Genomic DNA, 22,229 nt, shown 5'->3' with positions numbered 1-22,229 from the left:
CTCGTCGATGGGCGCCGCATCGGCGCGGGAATGTTAAACGGCGTGCATTCTACCTGTGCATCACGAAAATGAACAGGTTCCATTTTCATTCCTGCCAGACTGCAGCGCGCACTGTTCAGACTGAAAAGGCGTCAAAGTATGTTGTAACTAAAAAAGGATTTTTTTAAAAATTACTGCCCATCGAGGCCGCGAATCGGCTTAATGGTTGACCAGGCGCGACACGACGGACAGTGCCAGTACAGGGTGTAGGCAGTAAAACCGCACTTCTGGCAGCGATAGCGCGGCTTGCTGCGGATCTGCTCGCCGACCATGTCGCGCAGCACCATCAGGCTCTCTTTGGCGCGCCCCTCTTCCGCATCGTTGAGGTGGTAATCCATCAGTTTGTGGAACACGCGCATGGTGGGATGACGCTGCAGCTGACGGGTAATGTAAATCTGTGCGGTGTCGCTGCCCTCGTGCTCCTGGACGACATCCGCCAGCATCAGCTCGGCATAGGCCCCGGTGTTCTCTTCCACGCAACGGCGCAGGAAGGCCACCCACTCTTCGGCCATACCCAGTTGCTGATAGCAGGTTTGCAGCATCTCCAGGGTTTCGCTGACCAGCTCTTTATCCTGGTCGATGACCCGCAGCAGGCTCTCTACCGCTTTCTGGTAATCGCCTTTCGCCATGTACACGCGCCCCATCATGATAGAGACGCGCGCGCTGCTGCGATCCGCGGCAGCGCCCTTCCGGAGAAGCGCCATGGCTTTGTCCATGTCTTCATTGCCCATCTGCTGCAGGGCGAGTTCGCAATAGAAATGGGCGATTTCTACGCGCTGTTTGTCTTTACCCAGCTTCACCAAACGTTCCGCAACATCAATAGCTTTCTGCCATTCGCTGGTGGCCTGGTAAATTTGCAGGAGTTGTTGCAGAGCGCTGATGCGAAAATCGGTTTCATCCACCAGCTGATTGAACATCTCTTCGGCGCGATCGTACAACCCTGCCGCCATGTAGTCGCGTCCCAACTGCTGTACGGCCAGCAGACGCTGCTCATAGGTTAATGAGGCGCTTTCCATTAAGGTCTGGTGGATGCGGATGGCGCGATCAACTTCGCCCCGGGAACGGAACAGATTGCCGAGAGTAAGGTGGGCCTCAACGGTGCCGGTATCCTCTTTCAACATCTCAAGGAACAGGTCTACCGCTTTATCCTGTTGATTGCTCAGAAGGAAGTTAACCCCGGCGACATAGTCGCGTGAAAGACGGTTGGCTTCATCCTGTTTTGTTTGTTGCGCACTTCTGCGGCCCATATACCAGCCATAGGCTGCGGCTACAGGCAAAAGCAGAAACAACAACTCCAGCATCTTCGATTATTCCTTCGCTACCGGCACACCTGAACTTACCGGAACGTCGGTCGTGGGCGCAATTTGGTATTCAAGACGTTTAATTTTACGTTCGGCGCGGGCAAGTGAAACCCGAACTTTTAGCCAGAACAGGCCGCAAATAAGCCAGCCGATCGCAAATCCTGCCGCAAAGAGTACCGCCAGCAGGCTGGAAATCCGATATTCGCCTTGCGCCAGCAGATAATTGAACGTTACCTGTTGATCGTTTTGCGCACCTAATGTGACGGAAATGACAAAAATCGCCAACACCAGTAAGAAAATGAGTAAATATTTCACATTACTTCCCGTTATGTGGTTTGAGCGAATAAAGAGTGTTCACCATAGCGTAACCAGCCTTATAAACTACCATTTTCAGGACGGGCGCGAAACGGAAAAAGCATCGCGCCACGACTGGATCTGCGGCTAAATATGAGAATTTCAACCGCAGTCAGCTTTCCTGGTCCCTGTCGGCTATTTCCCGCTTCTCTTCTGCCGGCGGCGTGAGTGGGCCACAAACGCGCTGGGCAAGCCAGGTGGCGCAGGTGATCAGCAGCCACGACATCAGAGTGGCAACCACCAGATCCCGCGGCCAGTGCATGCCGAGCAGCAGGCGGCTGCCCATTACCCCCGTCGCCCAGACCAGCAGGAAGGCGATGGTCAGCGTGCGCCGGCGCGGCCACAGCAGCCCTACCCCCAGCAATGCCCAGCTTGCGGCGAACATCGTGTGTCCGGACGGGAAGGCAAATCCGGTCTCTTTTTGCCAGTGTTTGCGTAAAAATGTCGGAACAGCCTGTTGTTCAGTAAGCTGTTCTTTCACCAGCTCACCGCGTTCTTTACGCTTTAAATTGTAGAAGTCGTTGACCGGGACATGGTGAGTTTTTTCCAGCCAGACGACAAACGGACGCGGCTCCTGAACCCGATCTTTCACCCAGGATTTAAGCCCCTGGCCGATAAGGATCACGCCGGCAAGAATGGCAAAGAGCATGATGGCGGCCCGCAGACGAAAACGCAGGCACCATAAAAACCAGCCGCATAGCAGCGCGTGCGTAATAATGCCCCAGGGTTGGGTGACCGTCTCCGTGATCCAGAACAGCGCCTTTAACCATCCGCTGTTCGTGCCAGGCTGCCACTGCCAGCCGGATATCCATACAGCCACAGGCATAATAAGCAATATCCCTGCGCCAACCGCCGTACGGCGGGCAATTGAAAGCATGTCGTCTCCTTTTTTCGATAAGCCTCACAATCATAACTGAAAAATGAGAGCTGCGTAAAAATGTCGGATTGTGCGTTTAACGTTCGTTAAGCTGGCGGTGATTAGGTGAACGTGTGGAGCTTGTGGCAAAATAAGACAATACCGACAGCCAAACAGGCAACAGACACAAGGCGTGTCAGCATTTTTTGGAGAATCAAATGCAGCTTAAACGTGTGGCAGAAGCCAATCTGCCAACCCCCTGGGGCGATTTCCTGATGGTGGGTTTTGAAGAACTGGCAACCGGGCAGGATCACGTTGCGTTAGTGTTCGGGGATACCTCCGGGCAGACGCCAGTGCTTGCTCGCGTCCATTCCGAGTGTTTGACGGGTGACGCCCTGTTTAGCCTGCGCTGCGATTGTGGTTTTCAACTGGAAGCCGCCCTGTCGCACATCGCGGAAGAAGGCCGCGGCATCCTGCTGTATCACCGCCAGGAGGGGCGTAATATCGGTCTGCTGAACAAGATCCGCGCCTATGCCCTGCAGGATCAGGGATACGATACCGTGGAAGCGAACCATCAGTTAGGCTTTGCAGCAGACGAGCGTGATTTCACCCTGTGCGCCGATATGTTCAAGCTGCTGGGCGTGGATGAAGTGCGTTTGCTGACCAATAACCCGCGTAAGGTCGAGATCCTGACCGAAGCCGGCATCAACATCGTTGAACGTGTGCCGCTGATCGTTGGCCGTAACCCGAACAACGAACACTATCTGGATACCAAAGCGGCGAAGCTTGGACATCTGCTCAGCGAGTAAAAAAAACAGCCCGGCAGCGCGATGCGCGCCGGGCTGGTCACTGTGTGTTAATTCAGCATATTACGGATCACATAGTGCAGGATACCGTCGTTCTTGTAGTAGGTCAGCTCGGTAGCTGTGTCAATTCGGCAGCGGCAGTCCACCACCTCGGTTTGTCCATCCGCTCGCGTCAGCTTGACCGGCACGGTGGCGCCAGGCGTCAGACTTTGCAGATCCGCAATATCAATGCGCTCCTCCCCGGTCAGCCCCAGCGTTTTACGCGATGTCCCCTGCGGGAACTCCAGCGGTAAAATCCCCATCCCGATCAGGTTTGAACGGTGGATACGTTCAAAGGACTCAGCGATCACCACGCGTACGCCAAGCAGCCGTGGCCCTTTTGCTGCCCAGTCACGACTGGAGCCGGAACCGTACTCTTTCCCGGCGATCACCGCCAGCGACGTACCTTCCTGCTGATACTTCATAGCAGCATCGTAAATCGAGATCACTTCCGTACCCGGCAGATGTCGGGTCATCCCGCCCTCAACGCCAGGCACCATCTCGTTGCGGATGCGGATATTGGCGAAGGTGCCGCGCATCATCACCTCATGGTTACCGCGACGGGACCCGTAAGAGTTGAAGTCACGTCGCTCCACGCCACGACTCTGCAGATACCGCCCTGCCGGGCTATCCGCTTTAATGCTGCCCGCCGGAGAAATGTGGTCGGTGGTGACCGAGTCGCCAAGGATGGCTAACACCCGTGCGCCGTGGATATCTTCCAGCGGTTTAGGCTCCGCCAGCATCTCGTCAAAGAAAGGCGACAGGCGGATGTAGGTGGAATCATCCTGCCAGCTGTAGGTATCCGAGCGCGCCACCTCAATGCTTTTCCACTCCGCCGTGCCTTCGAACACTTCGGCATACTCCTTGCGGAACATGTCGGTGGAGACTTTTTCTACCGCAAGGGCGATCTCCTGCGCTGACGGCCAGATATCTTTCAGATAAACCGGATCCCCTTTGCGGTCGTGCCCCAGAGGCTCGGTCGCGAGGTTAATATTCATATTCCCGGCCAGGGCATAGGCTACCACCAGCGGCGGTGAGGCCAGCCAGTTGGTTTTCACCAGCGGGTGGATACGGCCTTCGAAGTTGCGGTTGCCCGAGAGCACCGCCCCGACCGTCAGATCCCCCTGCTTGATCGCCGTCTCGATAGGTTCCGGTAGCGGCCCGGAGTTACCAATACAGGTGGTACACCCGTAGCCGACCAGGTTGAAACCCAGTTCATCCAGGTACGGCGTCAGCCGGGCCTGGGCCAGGTAATCGGAGACCACTTTGGAGCCCGGAGCCAGCGAGGCTTTTACCCACGGCTGGCGTTTCAAGCCAAGGGTAACGGCTTTTTTCGCCAGTAGTCCCGCCGCCATCAGCACGCTGGGGTTTGAGGTGTTCGTACAGGAGGTGATGGCCGCGATCGCTACCGCGCCATCCGGAAGCTGATACTGATGGCCGTTCATGACGTAATCAATGGGTCGACGATCCTTCTGCGCGGTATTAACTTCCAGTTCATTGCTGGCAGCAAACGCCTTTGGCACATCCGCCAGCGCGACCCGATCCTGAGGACGCTTCGGCCCGGCGAGGCTGGCTTCGACCTCGCCCATATCCAGCGCCAGGGTGCTGGTAAACACCGGTTCATCTCCCGGATTACGCCACATCCCTTGCGCTTTGGCATAGGCCTCAACCAGCTCAACCTGCTCGCTGCTGCGCCCGCTGAGGCGCATATACTCCAGCGTGACGCCGTCTATCGGGAAGAAGCCACAGGTCGCGCCGTATTCCGGCGCCATGTTGGCGATGGTGGCCCGGTCCGCCAGCGGCAATGAGTCGAGTCCGTCACCGTAGAATTCAACAAATTTGCCCACCACCCCGTGCTTACGTAGCATCTGGGTCACGGTGAGCACCAGATCGGTGGCGGTGATGCCTTCACGCAGTTTGCCGGTCAGCTTAAAACCGACCACGTCAGGGATCAGCATCGACACTGGCTGACCGAGCATAGCGGCCTCGGCTTCGATCCCCCCTACCCCCCAGCCCAGCACGCCAAGGCCGTTGATCATGGTGGTGTGCGAGTCGGTGCCGACCAGCGTATCCGGGTAGGCCACCCACTCTTTATCCTGCAGTTCACTCCACACCGCCTTGCCGAGGTATTCGAGATTGACCTGATGGCAGATGCCGGTGCCGGGTGGAACAACGCTGAAGCGGCTGAAGGCCTGCTGGCCCCATTTCAGAAACACATAACGCTCGTGGTTACGCTCCATCTCCAGGCGTACGTTTTCTTCAAACGCCTCATCGTCACCAAAGTGGTCCACGGTCACCGAGTGGTCAATCACCAGATCCACAGGGGAAAGCGGATTCACTTTGGCAGTATCGCCGCCAAGACGTTTGACGGCTTCGCGCATCGCCGCCAGATCGACCACCGCCGGAACGCCGGTAAAGTCCTGCATCAGGACCCTGGCCGGGCGATAGGCTATTTCCCGGTCGGCATGGGCATTTTGCAGCCACCCGGCGAGGGCGTGGATGTCTTCGGAGGTGACAGAGACCTCATCCTGCCAGCGCAGGAGATTTTCCAGTAACACTTTAAGCGACTTGGGTAAACGGTCGATGTCCCCAAGCTCCCTGGCGGCCAGCGGCAGGCTGTAGTAGTGATAGGTTTTGTTCTCGGCCTGCAGTGTGTCCTTACTGGCTTCGCGTAAGGTTAACGACATAAGCTCCTCCTTAATTACCGGGATTGCGATACCCTGACCTTTATCAGGGCCGTAATTAAAGATAACACATCGTCACCGTAACGATTTGATAACAACCCAAATGGACAAATTTGCAGAGAAAAGGAGAGGTCAAAAAGAAAAAGCCCCGCTTGAGCGAGGCTTTATTTTTTAGTGTAGGGAGAGCCAGATAAGCTGGGACCAGAAGAGAATCGACAGAGAGAACGCGGCGATCCACGACCAGTATTTGACTCCGGATATATTATTCATCATTGTGACACCCGTCTTTATTTATTTGTTTACGACTGAGTCAGGCTCAGTTCGGTATTGCTGAAGTGTATTTATTAAAGAGTACAAAAGCGCACCGGATTATTAATGCACTACGCCTGAGCGGCAGAATTATTGTTTTTTGGCATCGTCTTCTGCGAACGAATCGATGAAGGCTTGCTGCTGCGGCGACAGCGTCCAGGAAGCAGGAACCTGGCTTGTCACTTCTTTACGGACTTTGCGGCGAGTGTCACGTTGCTGACACATAGGTTTCACTGCTTCACTGCGCCCCTGTACCGTCATAGTTAACCCCAGAATTTCCAGACCAGTAACGCCACCACGATCCAAAACAGCGTGGAACCGAGAAATACCGCCAGCCAGGCTTTGCGCTTGAGCCCTGGATCCCGTTGCGGCTCATGACTTCCTGACGGCATTGCTAACCTCGTACAATCGACTTTGCTTATCATTTGGCTACCAAACAATTGGTATAAGTAATCATCACTGAGATAAATCCTAAAGAAACTTTAGTTGAAAATCCAGTGAATTTACGAATCCTGTACGGTGAAATATTTAATCTTTTGAGCGGAAATATATAAATGAAACGTGGAGTTTGCGTAGCGGCTATTTATTTTCTATTTTTGTTGGCTTTTTGAGACAGGCGCGGACACAAAGCGCTGTAACCCTATGGTTACTGTGTTAAACGAATGGTTAAAAGAGAAGGATTCTAATTCAGATTATAAACGGGAATAACGGTATCTTTCCCGCAGGAAAGATACCGCAGGGTATTATTTTTCTGGCAGCTTAATGTCTTTAAACATCGCTTCGATGTCTTCATTAGAACGCAGCGCAACCGCCGTATCCACCACGTCGCGGGTCAAATGTGGTGCGAATCGCTGAATAAAATCATACATATAGCTGCGCAGGAAGGTGCTGCGGCGGAAACCAATTTTGGTGGTGCTGTGGCCGAATACGCCCTGGGTATCCAGGCGGACTAAATCGGGATCGGCTATCGGATCTACCGCCATGCTGGCAATCACCCCTACCCCCAGCCCCAGCCGCACGTAGGTCTTGATCACGTCGGCATCGGTGGCGGTAAAGACGATCCGTGGCGTTAAGCCTGCGCGATTGAATGCGGTGTCCAGTTCCGAACGGCCGGTAAAGCCAAAGGTGTAGGTCACCAGCGGATACTGGGCGAGTTCCTCGATCGATACCGAGGTTTTGGCCGCCAGCGGGTGTTCAGGCGTCACCACAATCGAGCGGTTCCAGTGATAGCAAGGCAGCATCACTAAATCGTCGTAAAGATGCAGCGCTTCGGTGGCGATGGCGAAATCTGCATTGCCTTTAGATACTGCTTCGGCAATCTGAGTCGGTGAGCCCTGATGCATATGCAACGAAACGCGAGGATAGCGCTCAATGAAGCCTTTAATCACGCCCGGCAGAGCGTAGCGCGCCTGGGTGTGGGTTGTGGCGATATACAGGGAGCCTTTGTCAGGCCATGTGTGCTCGCCCGCCACGGATTTAATGGCATCGACCTTCGACAGCACTTCGCGGGCAATACGGATAATTTCCTGCCCCGCCGGCGTAACCTGAGTAAGGTGTTTACCGCTGCGGGCGAAAATCTGGATCCCCAGCTCATCTTCAAGCATACGGACCTGCTTACTGATACCGGGTTGCGAGGTATAAAGACCTTCTGCGGTCGAGGAGACGTTAAGGTTGTGGTTGACCACCTCAACGATATAGCGAAGCTGCTGTAGTTTCATGCCGGACCATCCGATTGAGCGCACACGGGCAATCGCTTAAGACGATTTGATAATAAGAAAAGGGTTAACTATAACCACTATATCATTTATATCATTGCTGTATAGCCCGTAACAAAAAATAATAACCCGCCAATAAAAAAGGGCCGGAAGTCCGGCCCTTTCAAAGGTAAGTAACGGTAATTAAGGCTTATTTCTTGCCTTCAACCCATTTTCCGTCAACATAAAATGCTGACCAGCCGGTCGCTTTACCGTCTTTCTCAGAAGCAACATACTGCTGCTTGGTCTTACGGCTAAAACGCACGATCGTCTTATTACCTTCAGGATCCTGCTGTGGCGCATCGGCCAGATAGCGCAGCTTCTCAGCCAGACGATCGCGGAAGCGGAACAGCTCTTCCACCAGCGGCGCACGGGTTTCGCGTGATTTCGGGAAGGTGTTGGCCGCCAGGAAGACGCCCGCCGCACCGTCACGCAGGACGAAGTAAGCGTCGGACTTCTCGCACGGCAGCTCCGGCAACGGCACCGGATCTTCCTTCGGCGGTGCCACTTCACCATTACGCAGGATCTTACGCGTGTTTTTACAGTCATCGTTGGTGCAGGCCATGTACTTACCAAAACGCCCCATCTTCAGGTGCATTTCAGAACCACATTTTTCACACTCCACGATCGGACCGTCATAGCCTTTAATGCGGAACTCACCCTCTTCGATCTCGTAACCGTCGCAGGTCGGGTTGTTACCGCAGACGTGCAGTTTACGTTTCGGATCGATCAGGTAGCTGTCCATCGCCGTGCCGCACTTATTACAGCGGCGCTTAGCGCGTAATGCGTTGGTTTCCGCATCGTCGCCTTCCAGCACGTTCAGCACTTCGTTTTCCGGCACCAGGTTGATGGTGGTTTTGCAGCGCTCTTTCGGCGACAGGGCATAGCCTGAACAGCCGAGGAACACGCCGGTGGTGGCGGTACGGATCCCCATTTTGCGACCGCAGGTCGGACAGTCGATGCTGGTCAGCACCATCTGGTTCGGCTGCATGCCACCCTCTTCAGGGTCTTTTTCCGCTTTTTCCAGCTGGTTGGTGAAGTCGCCGAAGAAGCTGTCAAGTACCTTCTTCCACTCGGCTTCGTGGTTCGCCACCTGGTCAAGACTGTTTTCCATCTGCGCGGTAAAGTCGTAGTTCATCAGATCGCGGAAGTTAGCTTCCAGACGATCGGTGACGATTTCACCCATTTTTTCTGCATAGAAACGGCGGTTTTCCGTACGCACATAGCCGCGATCCTGAATGGTCGAAATGATCGACGCATAGGTAGACGGACGACCAATGCCGCGTTTTTCCAGCTCTTTCACCAGCGAGGCTTCGCTGAAGCGAGCCGGTGGCTTGGTGAAGTGCTGAGCCGGCGTCAGCTCAACCAGGGAAAGTTCATCCCCGGCGTTGACCGCTGGCAGGGTTTTGTCTTCATCACCCTTACGCAGCGCAGGCATCACTTTGGTCCAGCCATCGAAACGCAGAATACGACCACGCGCTTTCAGGCGGAAATCACCCGCACCGACGGTGAGCGTAGTGGAGTCGTATTGCGCAGGCGTCATCTGACAGGCGACAAACTGGCGCCAGATCAGCTGATACAGTTTCTGCGCGTCGGCTTCCATATCCTTCAGGGATTCAGCCAGAACAGCAACGTCAGAAGGACGAATCGCTTCGTGCGCTTCCTGAGAGTTCTCCTTGCTGTTGTACTGGTTGGCGCTCTCCGGCAGATACTTCTTACCAAAGTTATCGCCGATGTAATCACGCACCATGTTGACTGCGTCCTGGCTCAGGTTGGTGGAGTCAGTACGCATGTAGGTAATGTGACCCGCTTCATACAGACGCTGAGCCATCATCATGGTTTTCTTCACGCCGTAACCCAGTCGGGTACTTGCCGCCTGCTGCAGCGTGGAGGTGATAAACGGCGCGCCCGGCTTACTGCTGGTCGGTTTGTCTTCACGATCCAGCACCTGATAGCGGGCTTTCTCCAGCAGCGCGACCGCGGCCATCGTCTGATCGCGGTTTTCAGGGCGGAACGGCTTATCGTTCTGGTGCGACACTTCCAGCGGCAGCGTATCGCCGCCCGGCGTGGTCACGCTGGCGTCAATTTCCCAGAATTCTTCTGGCACAAACGCTTTGATTTCGCGTTCACGTTCAACCACCAGACGCACGGCAACAGACTGGACGCGGCCCGCTGACAGGCCACGGGCAATCTTTTTCCACAGCAGTGGAGAGACCATGTAACCCACGACGCGGTCCATAAAGCGGCGCGCCTGCTGAGCGTTAACGCGGTCGATATTCAGCTCGCCCGGCTTTTCAAAGGCCTGACGGATCGCGTTTTTAGTAATTTCGTTAAACACCACGCGGCTGTAGCGGGTGTCATCTCCTCCGATCACTTCCCGCAGGTGCCATGCAATGGCCTCCCCTTCGCGGTCAAGGTCGGTTGCGAGATAGATGTGGTCGGCTTTTTCCGCCAGCTGTTTCAGCTCGGAGACGACTTTCTCTTTACCCGGCAGCACTTCGTACTGTGCCTGCCAGCTATCCCACGGGTTAACACCCATGCGATTTACGAGCGCGCTACGTTCATCCTTTTTAGGCTTTTTGGCCCCTTTGGTGGAGGTAGAGTCGGCGCTCTTCTTGGCTGAGCCACTGGTCGGCAGATCGCGGATATGACCGACGCTGGACTTAACCACGTAGTCGCTACCCAGATACTTATTGATCGTTTTGGCTTTTGCCGGGGACTCAACGATAACGAGAGCTTTACCCATATTCACCTTTACCTAATTTGTTTCTTCCAGGAATACGTCGCGTGAGTTCACCTTCCACTGGCGACGAGACATCTATATAACGACGTCATCAGTGGATATCAACCCCCTTTCGGACCAGCCGCCAAAAACGACCTCACCCAGGTGGTTGAGTTTACGGGCTTTTTCTCGCTCCGGTGTGACTGCACGACGAGATTTAGGTCGAATGTCAAGCAAATCTATTGCCAGAATGACGAAAGCGCACACTCTACCTGATAAAATCCGTTACGCAACTTTATTAGCATGCAAAAGCAAATCACGCCAGCGCTGTCCGTCTTGCCCTGCATGCCTGAAAACGGGGAAAATTTGCTCCCGGGACCGCGGCGGCGTAGACTAATGTCACTGTTTAAGGAGGGGATAATGCAGCAAACTACCCAACCAATTGACCGCGCAACCTTGCTTGCCGAAGCAAATAAACTCATTCGTGAACATGACGACACTCTGGCAGGGATCGAAGCCACAGGTGTGGAGCAGCGTAATGGCGTGCTGGTCTTCAGCGGCGATTACTTTCTCGATGAGCAGGGGTTACCTACCCCACGCAGCACCGCGGTATTTAACATGTTTAAATACCTGGCCCATGCCCTCTCGGATAAGTATCACCTGGTCGATTGATGCAAAACGCGAGGCACTGGCCTCGCGTTTTTATTTATAGCAGGGGTTTCTGTCCACGCTGCAGCCAGCGTAGCAACAGTCGGTCCGCACTCTCTGCGGCGCTGTTGGTAAACCGGTCCATCAGTTTTTTCCGCCGGGTATAGCGCACGCCCACCAGCTCGCGGCCCTCCATCAGCCCCAGCAGCAGATCGTCGCTGGTGCCCACCTGGTCCACAAGCCCTTTATCCAGCGCCTGAGTGCCGTACCAGTGTTCACCGGTCGCCACCTGCTCGATATCAAGCGAAGGCCGCATCTGCTGCACAAAGCTTTTAAACAGCTGATGGGTGTCATTAAGATCTTCGCGGAATTTCTGTCGACCCTCTTCGGTATTTTCGCCCAGCAGCGTCAGGGTGCGCTTGTACTGACCCGCCGTATGCAACTCAACGTCAATGTCTTTGTTTTTCAGGAAACGATTGAAGTTGGGGATCTGCGCCACTACGCCAATCGAACCAATAATAGAGAAAGGTGCGGCGACGATTTTATCGGCCACGCAGGCCATCATATAGCCACCGCTGGCGGCGACCTTATCTACCGCCACCGTCAGCGGGATCTTCTTGTCGCGCAGGCGTTGCAGCTGCGAGGAGGCCAGCCCGTAACCGTGGACCACCCCACCCGGACTTTCGAGACGCAGGACAACCTGGTCTTCGGGTCTGGCCACTGCCAGCACCGCGGTGATCTCTTCGCGCAGGGAGGTAACCTCATGCGCATCCATACTGCCTTTAAAATCCAGAACATAGACCCGCGGTTTTGCCGCTTCCGGGCGCTGCTCCAGCTTTGCTTTTTGCTTAGCCGCTTTCGCGTCAAGCTTGTGCTTTTTCTTCTGCGCCTTGTGCCACAGTTTTTGCTGATGCGCGTCGAGCAACGCCACCGACATCTCTTCCTGCATCTCCGTGTACTGCTCGCTTAACCGGGTAATCCGCAACTCGCCGCGCTGACGTTTTCGCTGCGTCAGGTTGACAATCAGAACGGCGATCACCGCAATGGCAATCACCACCGTTGCAATTTTGGCCAGAAATAAACCGTATTCAGAAAGTAATTCCACGCGTCCACCTTGGTTTAACCACTTGTTTTCACACCCAGTGTACAACAGCCTTCGCCAGGCGTCTCGCACCTGACGATACCCTTGCGAGGCGTCTTCAGGAATTTGAATTTCGCGGAAAAATATTTGCAAATTGTTAATTTTACAGTGAACTCTCCGGATGACTGATTGATATCCTGTTCACTTTCGGGCATAAAGCCGAAAAGAGAACGCACAGCATGGGCCGCGCCAACGCGCGCCAGAGGAGTGACTTTGCACTATCAACCCAAAAAAGATCTACTGCAAAACCGTATTATTCTGGTCACCGGCGCCAGCGACGGTATTGGCCGTGAGGCGGCGCTGACCTACGCCCGCCACGGCGCACGCGTCATTCTGTTAGGACGTAATGAAGGAAAACTGCACGACGTGGCGCAGGCGATCGCCAGCGAGGGTGGCGCACCGACGCACGAATATACGCTTGACCTGTTAACCTGTACCCCAGAGGAGTGCCAGCAGCTTGCCCGGCGTATCGCCGAGGATTATCCGCGTCTGGACGGGGTATTACATAATGCGGGTTTTCTCGGTGAAGTGCGCCCGATGGACGAGCAAACCCCGGAGATCTGGCAGCAGGTAATGCAGGTGAACGTCAATGGCACCTTTTTCCTCACTCAGGCATTGCTTCCTTTATTACTGCAGTCCGATTCCGGCTCGCTGGTATTCACCTCATCCAGCGTCGGGCGCCAGGGGCGAGCCAACTGGGGCGCCTATGCCGCTTCGAAGTTTGCCACCGAAGGGATGATGCAGGTGCTGGCGGAGGAGTATCAAAGCCGCCACCTGCGCGTAAATTGTATCAACCCCGGCGGCACACGCACCGGCATGCGCGCCAGCGCGTTCCCGACGGAAGATCCGCTTAAACTGAAAACCCCTGCCGACATCATGCCGCTCTATCTGTGGCTGATGGGCGACGACAGTCGCCGCAAAACCGGCATGACCTTTGATGCCCAACCCGGCCGTAAACCAGGAATATCGCAATGAGTGATGAACGTCATCAGCAGCGCCAGCAGCGTCTGAAAGAACAGGTCGACGCCCGCGTTGCCGCAGCTCAGGATGAACGCGGGATTATTATTGTCTTCACCGGCAACGGTAAAGGCAAAACCACTGCGGCCTTTGGTACGGCGACCCGCGCCGTCGGTCACGGACAAAAGGTGGGCGTGATCCAGTTCATCAAAGGAGAGTGGCCGAACGGCGAGCGTAATCTGCTAGAGCCTCACGGGGTGGAGTTTCAGGTAATGGCGACCGGGTTTACCTGGGATACCCAGAATCGCGATACCGACACCGCCGCCTGTCTGGCCGTCTGGGAGCAGGCGAAACTCATGCTGGCGGACCCTGCACTCAACATGGTGCTGCTGGACGAGATCACCTACATGGTGGCCTACGACTACCTGCCCTTGCAGGAGGTCGTGGATGCGCTGAACAACCGTCCGGCGCACCAGACGGTGATCGTCACCGGACGCGGCTGTCATCGGGATATTCTGGAAATGGCGGATACGGTCAGCGAGTTACGCCCGGTCAAACACGCCTTTGATGCCGGCGTTAAAGCGCAAATCGGTATCGACTATTAAGAAAAAACCCGGCGATGCCGGGTTTTGTTTTTTAGCCGTTGTTGTTACGGCTGCCAGAGCGACGATTATTGCCGCTGACCTGGCTGTGACGTTTGACCGCCCGACGGATCTGATTCGCTTTCATGCGACGACGATCTTTTTCCACCGCCACTTTCGAGGTGGTTTCCGGCGTCAGCTGCACCAGCTCACGCAGGTAGTTGGTCTGGGTTAAATCCAGCTCGGTATAGCCGCCACGAGGAAGCCCTTTCGGCAGCAGGATGTCACCGTAACGCACGCGGATCAGACGGCTAACCTGCACGCCAACGGCTTCCCACAGACGACGTACCTCGCGGTTACGGCCTTCGGTTAGGGTCACGTTGTACCACTGGTTAATGCCCTCACCACCGGTAAACTTGATGGTTTTAAAGGCGGCCGGGCCATCTTCGAGCTGTACGCCGCGGGACAGATCGCGAATTTTGTTATCGTCAACTTCGCCAAACACGCGAACCGCATATTCACGCTCCACTTCACGGCTTGGGTGCATCAGACGGTTTGCCAGCTCACCGTCGGTGGTGAACAGCAGCAGACCGCAGGTGTTCACATCCAGACGACCTACAGCGATCCAGCGCGCACCGCGCAGTTTTGGCAGGCGGTCGAACACGGTCGGACGGCCTTCCGGATCGTTACGGGTGCAAAGCTCGCCTTCCGGCTTGTAATAGGCCAGCACGCGGCAAATTTGCTCGGCAGACTCTTTCACTGAGATCAGGTGGCCGTCGATACGAATTTTCAGGCCTGGCACGATTTCCACACGGTCACCCAGGGTGGCGATTTTACCGTCCACACTGACACGACCTGCTTCGATAATGGTTTCGATTTCACGGCGTGAACCGTGGCCGGCGCGGGCCAGCACTTTCTGTAATTTCTCGCTCATTGAGCTTCCTTCAGGTGTCGCCTTCACAGGCGTCGAATGGGTACTAACAAATCTATATAAATCAATGCGTTAGCATGTTTTACTGAATGCCATTATACGCGATGTTCACCACGTTGTAACCTACTTTGTTGTACAGCATGTTCATCACCTAAAACTTAGCCTCTGATTAAGCTTTAAGCAAAAAAAAAGGAGCCTAAGCTCCTTTGAAGTTTTAACCGCCTGTACTGCTTTGACCGCTCAAGGTTGACAAGGTTAGCGATTGCATGAAGCTGGCTTGTGAGGCTTTCGCCGTGAAATCCACATAATCCGCAAGCCTGCTCGCATCGCTGGCGATTGTCAGCGGTACGGACGCTTCAAGATTGAGATTTAATACAGGTGCAAGGTTGTACGCTGGCGCGTTACTACTGGTGCTAGTTAGGGATGATATAGTGTTATCACGTAAGGTTTGACCATTCAGACTGTATTGTTCTACCGCTGTCCCTGTAGGCTGGTCATCTATTCCTAACAAACCTTTAACAGCATGACCAATACTACGGGTATCAAATCCGGTTTGTTGTTGAATCCAATCGGCAGCACCGTTAGCACTTCCTGTAACAGCACCATCGTAGAGAGCATCTGGAACCGTCTTAGTAGGATCAGCAAACCAATCTGGGAATTTCGTTTTAAAGAAATCGTGCAATTGGGATAAACCGCCGCTTATTTCACCTGCAAAGCCGGTGATCTGAGCGGTGAGATTACCAAGCTCATAGCCTAAGCCGTTTGCAACGTCATTAAACGCTTTCGCATTGTCTGCTAAATCCTTACCAGCGTTACCGAACCCTTCGAGGAAGCCGGAAGTAAGATTCTGGTTAATCCCGTTGTTCAGGGCTTTCAGCGTGGTAAACAGGTCGCCGTATGCGTATGTTTGGCGGATCTGCTCATCATTCAGCGTCTGACCGGAAGCAATTAATTGATCCAGCGTTTTTTTATATGCCTCACCGTTATTTTTCAGCACTGGCACAAGATAAGACATATCATTACCGAGGTCTTCCAGGAGGTGTCCAATAGACGCATCACTCATCCCTCTACTCTGCCCTTCGTTGGTGACGGCTTGCACGAAGTCGAGAGGATTATCCTGATACTTAGCAATATCGGCTTTGTCCCAGCCGAACAGGTTCATGATATTGTCAATCGCCCCATTACCACCTTTAAATTTCCCAGACTTCTGATCGAAAGTGGTGTTAGTGACGGACTCGCCCAGACGTTCACGCACATCTTTGAAATTATCGGTGATAGTATCGTAATTTGAGTCAATCCCGCGCTGACGGTTTGCGGTGACAATAGTTTTTATAGCGTTGGGATTCACCGCCACAGCTTTACTTTTGCGGATCAGGTTCAAATTGTCGTCAGCAGTCTCGCGTATACGCCCCAGGATGGAAGCCGCACCCGCTAGTGTAGCAGTAGCACCAATAAAACCAGCACCGCCGCCGATCACATTCAGCCCCTTCTCTTTGATACCAGCCGCCGCGCCTTTGTAGTCTGTGCGTTTGGCGTGTTTGAGTGCTGCCGCTTGTTGTTGGGTACTGGCGGTTATACGGGCTTGTAACGCTGCCTCTCTCCGCATCAAGGCCAATCTTTCACGAAGTTCATACGAAAGCTTCTGGCTACTGATCTGCTGGGTGCGGAAAAGCTCAGTCTGTTCTTTAGCGAATTTGGCAAACTGGTATTGTTTAGCCGGATCAATGCCGTATTTCCCAGCGATGCCTTTCATTTGAAGGTTAGCTGACCTAAATTTTAACGAAGCTGTCTCATCCCTTTTGGCTATCTTAGCCGCTTCCCTGGCTTGCGCTTTCCCAGCCTTTTCTGCCTGGCGTTGTTGCTGCTTCAAGTCACTGGGCGTTTTAGGCGAAGCAGATTTTGCATCAGCCACTTGTTCCCGCGCTTTAGTTCTACGTTGCTTTTGAGCCTGAAAACGAATCTTAGGATCTTTAATCTTAGAAAAATGACGTTGAAGATCGTCGGCTGCGGCTTTAGCGAGGGCAATACTACTTTTATCTACAGTGAAAGTTATGGTATTAACAATCTTACTTGTATTAATCTGAAGCATGATTATTCACCGCCTTTCTGATCTAAGTAGTGGTGTAATGCTTGCTCCACTGTTTCCCCACGAAAAATACGCTGTCTCACGCCGTTATAGTCAACATCTAATAATCTGCACATTGCAGCAACATTTAAAAGCCCTTCGGCATCAGAGGCTGATAATTGAACATGCAGCCCTTTGGCTGATTTTAAAATTAATTGCATTTTGTCCTCATCTGAAAATAAAAAAGGGCGGGAACACTGGGGAGATTTGCGCTCTCATAGTTCCCAACGTTCACACGCCCTATTCATAAGCTCTTCTTTATTTTCCAAGACGGGAAGAGCTACCGTCTATCGCTCTTATTCTGAGGCTTTGATGTGAACGGAGAAGCCCAACCCGTGATTCACAGGCAACGCCGAGTTTTCCGAGATCACGTTAATCGCGTTTCCGCGCTCGCTCTCATAGCTCCAGCTATACACTTCCGCAGGTGCTGCATTAAGAAGTTCAAATGTGCTGCTGGCTGCGCCGTAAATGTTGGTGTAAATAACACTTCCTTTAGCGAATTGCGGGATAGCGATAGCGTCAGAATCACCCATTTGTGCAAGTAGCAGCGGATCAGTTACTTTCACAACATCGCAATTCGTGCCAGGAATGCTGAATGTGCTAACACCTGGTAGCAGGTCACGACGCTGGAACACTACGTTCCCTTCATCAAGTGGGCTGACATAGCGGAAAGCCGCTTCCATTGCAGGGCTGAAACGCAGATCGCTATAGAATGAGCCCTTAGCAAATACAATGACTCGTTCCACTGCCGACGCCTGGCTTTGTGCCGCTTCGGTGATTTGACTCACCATGTCGTCAATCGCACGTAGAGTGCTGCTATCTGTAGCTGACAGATCAAGAGTGGCATTCATCGGGGCTACGCCGAACAGGTCGCCAAAGTCGATCAGCACATCATCCGTCTTAGGTGTGTGAACAGTCCCAGAGAAGAGTGATCGCGCGAGGTAGCTTTCGCGGGTTCTCATAAACGCTACAGCGTGTTTATTCATGTAATCGCTGTAAATGTCAGTCACGGTTTCTTGAATGTCGCTTCCAGGTTTACGCTTGCCCTGGATGTCTGCCGGAACAATAAGATCTTCCCTCATAAAGAAGGGAAGCTCGATCAGCCATTCTTTGCCGCTCTGACGGGATGTTACGTTATGCTCGTTTGAGAAACGCGCCGTGGGCTGGTTGAACAGGCTGGTGTTATCTTCCAGTAAACGGGACACACTCACTTTATGAGATGATACGCCAACTCCATCAAAGAGATTTAGAGAACTGAGTAGGAAATTTCTGGTGCTGGTTAGCTGGAATAATGGGGAAAGGTCGATACGCTCGTTTCCAATAATCATTATTATCTTCCTTGCTTAAGAGGTGAAAAATTCACGAGTGGCGAAACCTTGCGCCTGTAATGCGCTGATCGCTGCTGCGTGGTTAACTGCGTTGAGATTGTCGCTCTTGAGGGCAACGTATGATCCAACGTTAGGAGCGCGTAGGACATTCACAGCTTTATTAGAGCCAGCGGTAACAAATTCGCTCACCACTACAAAGGCATCAGCGCCGGAGGTGTAGAGAGCGCCAGTGCTATCGAGTACATCGCCGCACTGCACATCAGCAGGAAGAGAAGCGAACACTTTACTGTCTATTGATGCAAAATTATCAGTTGAATAACTGATCACATCTGTTAGTGATTTTCGCTGTGGAAACAGCGTATCAAGATCAATAACCATTATTTAAATTCCTTACTTTATTGGCGATCCGTTCCTGAATACTTAATTGAGGTGTATCCTCCGAAGGGAAATAACGCTCTACAGCTTTTTCAATTTCTTCTACGGTGCATCCTGCCATTTCAGCCACTTTAGCTATTAATCCAGGATTGATTTCAATCACTTCATTTTTGTATTTTAGGATTCGGTCGCGATCATTTAATAGAAACATTTATTTCGTTTCCTCGCGTTTTATTTTTAACTTTTCTTTTACGCAATGCGTAAAAGAAAGGCGACCGGAGTCGCCTGGAGGATGCCTTTGTGCTAGAGAGGCATTATTAGTCCACACTTGCAGAATAAATGTGGCTAAGAATACTTCGCTTAAAAAGTGCCCCCGTTTATTATCTTAGGAGATTTAATAAGATCGGGGGTGCTTTGCATCTGTTAAAACGTGAAGCCCTTCACGCCTGGCAATAACAGATTTTACGTAACAATTATCTTAGATACACCAATATCTAATATTTATTGCTTAATAGAACACTGTACTTTCAACAGTATAGAAGCTAGTAAAAGCTTCCTCTGAAAACGTCTTAATATTCAGAGAAGGAGACGCGCGGTGATTGTATGCAACACCACCACCACAATAGGATATTGCATCCGCGCGATCCTCTGGAATACCAATAAAGACAAGGAAAACAAAGCGAGGTTTTCAGGGGAAACTCTTAAAAGAATTGCCGCCTACGTGAAGCGGCATTCAGGACGAAGTGATTTAAACATATCCCTACTTCTTATTATTACACAGATAGCACAAAATGTCAATAAATTTCGTAACATTTTTGTTGACATTAACTATAAATTATGCAACCTCGTATTCTTCAGCAATCTCTAAGGCTAGCTCGGAAAGCTCCTGAGCAACATACTGTAGAGAACATGCAAGCTCTTGCCACTCATCGATCACATGCCATACCTCATCTTCTGTGATTGTACTGTTCTGAGGGCGCATCAGAAGCGCTATGGCGCGTTCTAACTGCTCCAGTGCTTCTATCCCCTGCTCTGTCTGTTTAGCAGCCTGTAAAAGTGTCTCTGTCGTCCTGTCACGCCACGCGGCATTAGCCAGTTCAAGGATAGGGACATGCCAATTTTCGTGGAAAGAATTAAGCATGGTGTTCACGGTGTTCATAGTTTTATTAGTCATTATAATTTTCCTTATCGTCATTAAATAAAAAATCTAAATCGGCAGTATGATTGCTGAGGGCATTAGTTCCCAAATACCCGATATAATCAGCGTAATGTTCAAACCCGATAATTTGCCAGGGTTTAAGCTGGCTACTATCGATAATATATTCCTTTTTTCTACGTGGTTTCCAGAATACGCCGGGTGTTGTAGAGAGTATTTCTTGCAAAGCGTTGTATTCATCTCCACAGGGTACAGAGGGAGGGTGTTCTATAATCGTTGTCACCATCTCACCAGGAACAGATTCTTGTGAGAGGTCATGTAGAGAGGATGTGTATTTACGTTTGCTTGCTCGTACTGCCTTTTGAATCCGGATAATGCTGTTAGTTTTCTTTTTTCCCATTAAATCCTCTATGCTGCCTGATCATTAATATAAAAAGATAGAATTTGTTCATCTGTTCTTCCTCTCTTCATGGCATTAAAAACTTCATGCTGAATATGGTGATAGTTTTCTAAATCAGTTTCTCTAACATTCCTTGCCCCTGCTATTTGTTTCACTAAGGAGTTAAATCTGATTTTATCTTTAGCAGCCACGTCGAAACCTTTAAATCCAGATTCAGCTAAACGAAATTTATAAACCTCGTTATATTTACCTTCAATCTGGTTTCTCTGAAAATTGTACTGCCATAAAATCTTGCAAACCCTCTCGACAGTAATAAAATAACGGCGGATTTTTTTACCTTGTTCACCGGGTGTCATCATTGCAATAGTTTTAGCATCCTCAATAGAGACAAAAGTTTCCTTTTTTTTAGTTTTGCCAGTTGGCACCATTCGACAAAAAGGCTCACCATCAATTTCTTTTAATACTGAGTCTATCCACTGGTTAAATTTGTTACGCCTATATTGATTTTCTTGCCGTGGCGAACGTAATTTTACGCTACCCGAAAGTTCGGGTATCGTTCCGGGCGGTGAATAATAAGGGGTATTTAATGCTTCCCAAAGTTGATCTAGACTAATTAAAACATTCTCACCTTCTTCTAACAGGAAGGGGAATTGCTTCTTATATTCTTCAATTATTTCTACTTGTTCTGCGGGGAGATCTAATCGTTTTAATGCTGCTGGTAGGTTGTTAATGCTCACTTCAAAAGTTCTCTTTTTGCTCATTTATTCCTCTTATTAGTTATGCCACTGAGTGTTAGATCAAAATGGTATTGGGTCAAAATCGTCGTAGACTTCCGGTGCTCGTGGAATAAATACTTCTGTTCTTCCAGTACGTTCAGAAACCACTTTAGAAATAAGTTTGTAGGCTTCTTCCTCATCGCCCATTGTCTCTGTTAGCGCCCATTCCACAGCGGCCTCAATAGGATCGCCATTCGTTTTACTAAAAACTACACCGCCCCAGGGAAGCTCTGGCTTGCCCTGCTGATCCGTCATCTTTGGCTTAGCTTGATAAGCCGGGTCATCCCATACGCAAGGAATATCATCCCAATAAGAGGTTGAATGCTCCTCTGCTGGATTGTCAGGCTCAAGCTCTGTTGTGGGTGCTGATTGGTATTGCACATCGTCAGACACTGTTACAGGCTGCGCTGTCAGTGCTTCTGGTGGGGTAACGTGAGCATCAGTTAGCGGAAGTGCTCGTAATTCTCTATTTCTCCTACCAGGTATTTTAGTTCTGGTAATGAGTCCAATTAACTCAAGTGTATTAATCAGATTTATCGTCTGTCGGCGTTTTAAGCCACACACATTTGCAAGTTCGCTTTGTTCCTCGTAACAAACACTACCGGATTTCTCCCAGTCAGCTACGTAGCAATAAAGTTTTTGCATCTCAGCACTAAATTTAATTCTACCTCCATCAAGGTGTGGAGAATAGATAAATGGGATTTCTTCGAAATAGTGGGGAATGTTGAGAGTTCGATCTCGCGTTACACCGTCTTTATCTACGTACTGATACTTCTGCTTTAGTTGATTTAAGTTCATTATTTTCCTCTTTGCTAAGGATCGCTGTTATGAGTTCCGATACCAGAGCGGCAGCGGGTTTGTCTTCTGAATTAGCACGATTGATCAAGGCCTCGTAAGTTTCAGGTGGGAAATTGATTTTCATGTTGTTTTCTCCTAATATATCACCG

The 22,229-nt window shown here is 51.6% G+C and carries 25 protein-coding genes; 4 read left to right on the top strand and 21 right to left on the bottom strand.

Annotated features, from left to right (window positions below; translation table 11 throughout):
* Positions 1-170: 170 nt before the first annotated feature.
* The 3 genes from lapB to pgpB all read right to left on the bottom strand — a co-directional run bounded on the left by lapB (position 171) and on the right by pgpB (position 2,571).
* Positions 171-1,340, bottom strand: a complete 1,170-nt coding sequence (gene lapB, locus LRS40_RS17365) for a lipopolysaccharide assembly protein LapB (RefSeq protein WP_142489801.1) — start codon at positions 1,338-1,340, stop codon at positions 171-173.
* A 6-nt stretch (positions 1,341-1,346) separates the two neighbouring features.
* Entirely contained in the window at positions 1,347-1,655 is a 309-nt protein-coding gene (locus LRS40_RS17360; RefSeq protein WP_106993147.1) for a LapA family protein, read from the bottom strand.
* A gap of 151 nt (positions 1,656-1,806) precedes the next feature.
* On the bottom strand, positions 1,807-2,571 hold the full coding sequence (pgpB, locus tag LRS40_RS17355; RefSeq protein ID WP_142489802.1) for a phosphatidylglycerophosphatase B: 765 nt from the start codon (positions 2,569-2,571) through the stop codon (positions 1,807-1,809).
* A gap of 197 nt (positions 2,572-2,768) precedes the next feature.
* Between pgpB and ribA the strand changes: the two genes are divergently transcribed.
* Positions 2,769-3,359, top strand: coding sequence for a GTP cyclohydrolase II (gene ribA, locus LRS40_RS17350; protein WP_106993149.1), 591 nt, complete (start codon positions 2,769-2,771; stop codon positions 3,357-3,359).
* A gap of 47 nt (positions 3,360-3,406) precedes the next feature.
* Here ribA and acnA read toward each other — a convergent pair whose 3' ends face one another.
* The 6 genes from acnA to topA form a co-directional block, all read right to left on the bottom strand.
* Entirely contained in the window at positions 3,407-6,082 is a 2,676-nt protein-coding gene (gene acnA, locus LRS40_RS17345) for an aconitate hydratase AcnA (protein WP_231312182.1), read from the bottom strand.
* Positions 6,083-6,250: 168 nt separating this feature from the next.
* Positions 6,251-6,352: a small membrane protein YmiC gene (ymiC, locus tag LRS40_RS17340; RefSeq protein ID WP_231312181.1), complete on the bottom strand. Its 102-nt coding sequence runs from the start codon at positions 6,350-6,352 to the stop codon at positions 6,251-6,253.
* 126 nt (positions 6,353-6,478) lie between these two features.
* The gene (locus tag LRS40_RS24690; RefSeq protein ID WP_255673665.1) at positions 6,479-6,613 is read right to left on the bottom strand and encodes a hypothetical protein; all 135 of its coding nucleotides are present in this window, start codon (positions 6,611-6,613) and stop codon (positions 6,479-6,481) included.
* Between the two features lie 38 nt (positions 6,614-6,651).
* Positions 6,652-6,813 carry a YmiA family putative membrane protein gene (locus tag LRS40_RS17335; protein ID WP_142489804.1) on the bottom strand — a complete coding sequence of 54 codons (162 nt, stop codon included), beginning with the start codon at positions 6,811-6,813 and terminating at the stop codon, positions 6,652-6,654.
* Positions 6,814-7,131: 318 nt separating this feature from the next.
* Entirely contained in the window at positions 7,132-8,106 is a 975-nt protein-coding gene (gene cysB / locus LRS40_RS17330; protein ID WP_106993152.1) for an HTH-type transcriptional regulator CysB, read from the bottom strand.
* A gap of 187 nt (positions 8,107-8,293) precedes the next feature.
* Positions 8,294-10,888, bottom strand: a complete 2,595-nt coding sequence (gene topA / locus LRS40_RS17325; RefSeq protein WP_231312180.1) for a type I DNA topoisomerase — start codon at positions 10,886-10,888, stop codon at positions 8,294-8,296.
* Positions 10,889-11,284: 396 nt separating this feature from the next.
* Between topA and LRS40_RS17320 the strand changes: the two genes are divergently transcribed.
* Positions 11,285-11,536: a YciN family protein gene (locus LRS40_RS17320; RefSeq protein ID WP_142489806.1), complete on the top strand. Its 252-nt coding sequence runs from the start codon at positions 11,285-11,287 to the stop codon at positions 11,534-11,536.
* Between the two features lie 34 nt (positions 11,537-11,570).
* Here LRS40_RS17320 and sohB read toward each other — a convergent pair whose 3' ends face one another.
* Positions 11,571-12,617, bottom strand: coding sequence for a protease SohB (gene sohB, locus LRS40_RS17315; protein ID WP_231312179.1), 1,047 nt, complete (start codon positions 12,615-12,617; stop codon positions 11,571-11,573).
* Positions 12,618-12,866: 249 nt separating this feature from the next.
* Between sohB and LRS40_RS17310 the strand changes: the two genes are divergently transcribed.
* Together LRS40_RS17310 and cobO are read left to right on the top strand one after the other, a co-directional pair.
* Positions 12,867-13,628: a YciK family oxidoreductase gene (locus LRS40_RS17310; protein WP_142489808.1), complete on the top strand. Its 762-nt coding sequence runs from the start codon at positions 12,867-12,869 to the stop codon at positions 13,626-13,628.
* On the top strand, positions 13,625-14,215 hold the full coding sequence (gene cobO, locus LRS40_RS17305) for a cob(I)yrinic acid a,c-diamide adenosyltransferase (protein ID WP_231312178.1): 591 nt from the start codon (positions 13,625-13,627) through the stop codon (positions 14,213-14,215). The genes LRS40_RS17310 and cobO overlap by 4 nt, the downstream gene beginning before the upstream one ends.
* A gap of 31 nt (positions 14,216-14,246) precedes the next feature.
* Here cobO and rluB read toward each other — a convergent pair whose 3' ends face one another.
* The 11 genes from rluB to LRS40_RS17250 form a co-directional block, all read right to left on the bottom strand.
* Positions 14,247-15,125: a 23S rRNA pseudouridine(2605) synthase RluB gene (rluB, locus tag LRS40_RS17300; protein WP_142489810.1), complete on the bottom strand. Its 879-nt coding sequence runs from the start codon at positions 15,123-15,125 to the stop codon at positions 14,247-14,249.
* Between the two features lie 211 nt (positions 15,126-15,336).
* The gene (locus LRS40_RS17295) at positions 15,337-17,211 is read right to left on the bottom strand and encodes a hypothetical protein (protein ID WP_231312177.1); all 1,875 of its coding nucleotides are present in this window, start codon (positions 17,209-17,211) and stop codon (positions 15,337-15,339) included.
* Between the two features lie 2 nt (positions 17,212-17,213).
* Positions 17,214-17,408, bottom strand: coding sequence for a hypothetical protein (locus tag LRS40_RS17290; protein WP_231312176.1), 195 nt, complete (start codon positions 17,406-17,408; stop codon positions 17,214-17,216).
* 135 nt (positions 17,409-17,543) lie between these two features.
* Positions 17,544-18,575 (bottom strand): major capsid protein, encoded by a 1,032-nt coding sequence (locus LRS40_RS17285; RefSeq protein WP_231312175.1) that lies wholly within the window; start codon positions 18,573-18,575, stop codon positions 17,544-17,546.
* Positions 18,576-18,590: 15 nt separating this feature from the next.
* Positions 18,591-18,953: a hypothetical protein gene (locus tag LRS40_RS17280; protein ID WP_231312174.1), complete on the bottom strand. Its 363-nt coding sequence runs from the start codon at positions 18,951-18,953 to the stop codon at positions 18,591-18,593.
* Positions 18,943-19,161, bottom strand: coding sequence for a hypothetical protein (locus LRS40_RS17275; RefSeq protein ID WP_231312173.1), 219 nt, complete (start codon positions 19,159-19,161; stop codon positions 18,943-18,945). Before LRS40_RS17275 ends, LRS40_RS17280 begins: the two co-directional genes overlap by 11 nt.
* Before the next feature lie 624 nt (positions 19,162-19,785).
* Positions 19,786-20,124: a hypothetical protein gene (locus LRS40_RS17270; protein ID WP_231312172.1), complete on the bottom strand. Its 339-nt coding sequence runs from the start codon at positions 20,122-20,124 to the stop codon at positions 19,786-19,788.
* Positions 20,117-20,506, bottom strand: coding sequence for a hypothetical protein (locus LRS40_RS17265; RefSeq protein ID WP_231312171.1), 390 nt, complete (start codon positions 20,504-20,506; stop codon positions 20,117-20,119). Before LRS40_RS17265 ends, LRS40_RS17270 begins: the two co-directional genes overlap by 8 nt.
* Before the next feature lie 8 nt (positions 20,507-20,514).
* Positions 20,515-21,267: a hypothetical protein gene (locus LRS40_RS17260; RefSeq protein ID WP_231312170.1), complete on the bottom strand. Its 753-nt coding sequence runs from the start codon at positions 21,265-21,267 to the stop codon at positions 20,515-20,517.
* Between the two features lie 36 nt (positions 21,268-21,303).
* Entirely contained in the window at positions 21,304-22,080 is a 777-nt protein-coding gene (locus LRS40_RS17255; protein WP_231312169.1) for a helix-turn-helix domain-containing protein, read from the bottom strand.
* Entirely contained in the window at positions 22,037-22,204 is a 168-nt protein-coding gene (locus LRS40_RS17250) for a hypothetical protein (RefSeq protein ID WP_231312168.1), read from the bottom strand. Before LRS40_RS17250 ends, LRS40_RS17255 begins: the two co-directional genes overlap by 44 nt.
* Positions 22,205-22,229: the final 25 nt, after the last annotated feature.

The organism is Leclercia sp. G3L (genome assembly GCF_021117075.1).
Classification (GTDB): Bacteria; Pseudomonadota; Gammaproteobacteria; order Enterobacterales; family Enterobacteriaceae; genus Enterobacter; species Enterobacter adecarboxylatus_C.
Note: the sequence above shows the minus strand (reverse complement) of the source record. Positions and strands in the feature narration are given on the sequence as shown.

Bases quoted from the DNA above. Each gene is read 5' to 3' on its own strand.
- lapB (WP_142489801.1), bottom strand. From the start codon at position 1,340: ATGCTGGAGTTGTTGTTTCTGCTTTTGCCTGTAGCCGCAGCCTATGGC.
- pgpB (WP_142489802.1), bottom strand. From the start codon at position 2,571: ATGCTTTCAATTGCCCGCCGTACGGCGGTTGGCGCAGGGATATTGCTT.
- ribA (WP_106993149.1), top strand. From the start codon at position 2,769: ATGCAGCTTAAACGTGTGGCAGAAGCCAATCTGCCAACCCCCTGGGGC.
- acnA (WP_231312182.1), bottom strand. From the start codon at position 6,082: ATGTCGTTAACCTTACGCGAAGCCAGTAAGGACACACTGCAGGCCGAG.
- ymiC (WP_231312181.1), bottom strand. From the start codon at position 6,352: ATGATGAATAATATATCCGGAGTCAAATACTGGTCGTGGATCGCCGCG.
- LRS40_RS24690 (WP_255673665.1), bottom strand. From the start codon at position 6,613: ATGTGTCAGCAACGTGACACTCGCCGCAAAGTCCGTAAAGAAGTGACA.
- LRS40_RS17335 (WP_142489804.1), bottom strand. From the start codon at position 6,813: ATGATAAGCAAAGTCGATTGTACGAGGTTAGCAATGCCGTCAGGAAGT.
- cysB (WP_106993152.1), bottom strand. From the start codon at position 8,106: ATGAAACTACAGCAGCTTCGCTATATCGTTGAGGTGGTCAACCACAAC.
- topA (WP_231312180.1), bottom strand. From the start codon at position 10,888: ATGGGTAAAGCTCTCGTTATCGTTGAGTCCCCGGCAAAAGCCAAAACG.
- LRS40_RS17320 (WP_142489806.1), top strand. From the start codon at position 11,285: ATGCAGCAAACTACCCAACCAATTGACCGCGCAACCTTGCTTGCCGAA.
- cobO (WP_231312178.1), top strand. From the start codon at position 13,625: ATGAGTGATGAACGTCATCAGCAGCGCCAGCAGCGTCTGAAAGAACAG.
- rluB (WP_142489810.1), bottom strand. From the start codon at position 15,125: ATGAGCGAGAAATTACAGAAAGTGCTGGCCCGCGCCGGCCACGGTTCA.
- LRS40_RS17295 (WP_231312177.1), bottom strand. From the start codon at position 17,211: ATGCTTCAGATTAATACAAGTAAGATTGTTAATACCATAACTTTCACT.
- LRS40_RS17290 (WP_231312176.1), bottom strand. From the start codon at position 17,408: ATGCAATTAATTTTAAAATCAGCCAAAGGGCTGCATGTTCAATTATCA.
- LRS40_RS17285 (WP_231312175.1), bottom strand. From the start codon at position 18,575: ATGATTATTGGAAACGAGCGTATCGACCTTTCCCCATTATTCCAGCTA.
- LRS40_RS17280 (WP_231312174.1), bottom strand. From the start codon at position 18,953: ATGGTTATTGATCTTGATACGCTGTTTCCACAGCGAAAATCACTAACA.
- LRS40_RS17275 (WP_231312173.1), bottom strand. From the start codon at position 19,161: ATGTTTCTATTAAATGATCGCGACCGAATCCTAAAATACAAAAATGAA.
- LRS40_RS17270 (WP_231312172.1), bottom strand. From the start codon at position 20,124: ATGACTAATAAAACTATGAACACCGTGAACACCATGCTTAATTCTTTC.
- LRS40_RS17265 (WP_231312171.1), bottom strand. From the start codon at position 20,506: ATGGGAAAAAAGAAAACTAACAGCATTATCCGGATTCAAAAGGCAGTA.
- LRS40_RS17260 (WP_231312170.1), bottom strand. From the start codon at position 21,267: ATGAGCAAAAAGAGAACTTTTGAAGTGAGCATTAACAACCTACCAGCA.
- LRS40_RS17255 (WP_231312169.1), bottom strand. From the start codon at position 22,080: ATGAACTTAAATCAACTAAAGCAGAAGTATCAGTACGTAGATAAAGAC.
- LRS40_RS17250 (WP_231312168.1), bottom strand. From the start codon at position 22,204: ATGAAAATCAATTTCCCACCTGAAACTTACGAGGCCTTGATCAATCGT.